Below are 1,578 nucleotides of genomic sequence, written 5' to 3'. Positions count from 1 at the left end.
TGCCTGGTCGGCGGCCCTTTCCTTGGTCCCTGCGTGTGGACGTCCGTGGGTGGGGTGCGTGTCTGTTCGACGCGTGGTCGAGTCTGATATGCGCGGATCGGGGCCGCATGACGGTGGTTTCGACGGGGACGGCTGGCACGTGTCTGAGATCGGGCGTGCCCGTCCTGGTCGGGGCGGGTGCTCACAGCCGAGTCGTGGGTCGTCCCGTCACGCTGCGCTCACTGCCAGAGGTCCGGGGCAGGGGGATTGTTCACCGGGTGGTGGCCAGCGACCAGCACCATCCGGCGAGTTCTCGGGCGATCGCGGTGTTGGCGACCGTGGTGCGCTTGTGCTCGTGGTTGAAGTGTTCCCAGCGGCGGTGCAGGCGCAGGTTTCCTTCGTGGCCGCGGGCGGCCTGGGCGGGGGTCGCGGCATCGAACCTGGCCTGGAGGGTGGCTCCGACGCGGTAGGAGGGGCGGTGCTTCCAGGCGGCCTCGATGAGCAGGAGGCGGGCGTGGGGATTGCCGGCCTTGGTGATCGGTCCCAGGCGGCGTGAGCTGCCGGAGGAGTACTCGGTGGGGGTCAGGCCGAGGTAGGCGCCGATCGAGGCGCCGGTGAACCGGTCCCAGTCTCCGATCTCGACCGCGAGGGACATCGCGGTCATGGTCCCGATCCCGCGTAGGCAGGACAGCGCTCGGACCACGGGAGTGAACTCGGAGTCGGTGGCGAGCAGGGCGATCTTGTCGGCGAGGTTCCTCTTGCGGGCCTCTTGGAGCAGGACTTCCTGGTGGGCGTCGTCGAACGCGTCCTGGGTGGCGGGCTGGTCCAGGCGGATGTGGGCGAGCCAGGCGTGGTGGTCTCTGCCCCAGGTCGTGGTGCCCTCGTAGAGGATCCCGTGGCGCAGGAGCAGCTTGCCCGCCCGGTGGCGGGCGGCCATCAGGGTGTGGCGGGCGTCCTCGTGGGCGCGGGTCAGGTCCCGGGCCGCTTCCTGGACCGGGGTCGGGACGCGTACGGCGACCAGGTCGCCGGCGGCCAGGCGCCGGGCCAGCAGAGTCGCGTCACGCTTGTCGGTCTTGACGCGGTCGCCCGCGGCACGGGCGATCTTCGACGGCGCGGCGACCACGCACCGGATGCCTGCGGCGGTCAGGGTCCGGGCCAGGCCGAAGCCGGTGGGCCCTGCCTCGTAGCAGGCCGTGTAGGACCCGCCCAGCAGCCCCAGCCAGTCCATGACGGCCTGATCGGCCGGAGTCAGGCGGGCGCTGCGCAACTCACCGGTAGACAGGTCCAGCGCGCAGGCGTTGATCGAGCGGGCGTGGACGTCCAGGCCCACGGCCCACCGCTCGGACGGAACGGGAATACAGTTGGTAAACACAGGGGCCTCCCGACGACTGTGAACAGGCCGGGCACCCGGCGTGGCGCCCGGTAACTCACGACCATGCGCCGTGGAGGCCCCTGCCGACCAGCCCCCAGCACACGAGGCCAGTCCGCGAGGGTGAGGATTCCGCCGCCTCCGGGACGACCAGTGCCGGGCGCGGCGGTGTCAAGACTGGCCACAGGCCACCCGAAGGGCCCCGGTCTTGACACCACCACGACCGGCAC

1 protein-coding gene is annotated in these 1,578 nt (G+C 71.4%); it reads right to left on the bottom strand.

Annotation, left to right across the window (positions count from 1 at the left end; translation table 11 throughout):
• Nucleotides 1–250 precede the first annotated feature (250 nt).
• On the bottom strand, nucleotides 251–1,351 hold the full coding sequence (locus tag ACYVK5_RS25745; RefSeq protein ID WP_460709124.1) for an IS110 family RNA-guided transposase: 1,101 nt from the start codon (nucleotides 1,349–1,351) through the stop codon (nucleotides 251–253).
• Between the last annotated feature and the right edge of the window lie 227 nt (nucleotides 1,352–1,578).

Source organism: Myceligenerans halotolerans, assembly GCF_054782975.1.
This window is presented reverse-complemented; position numbering and strand designations above follow the sequence as displayed.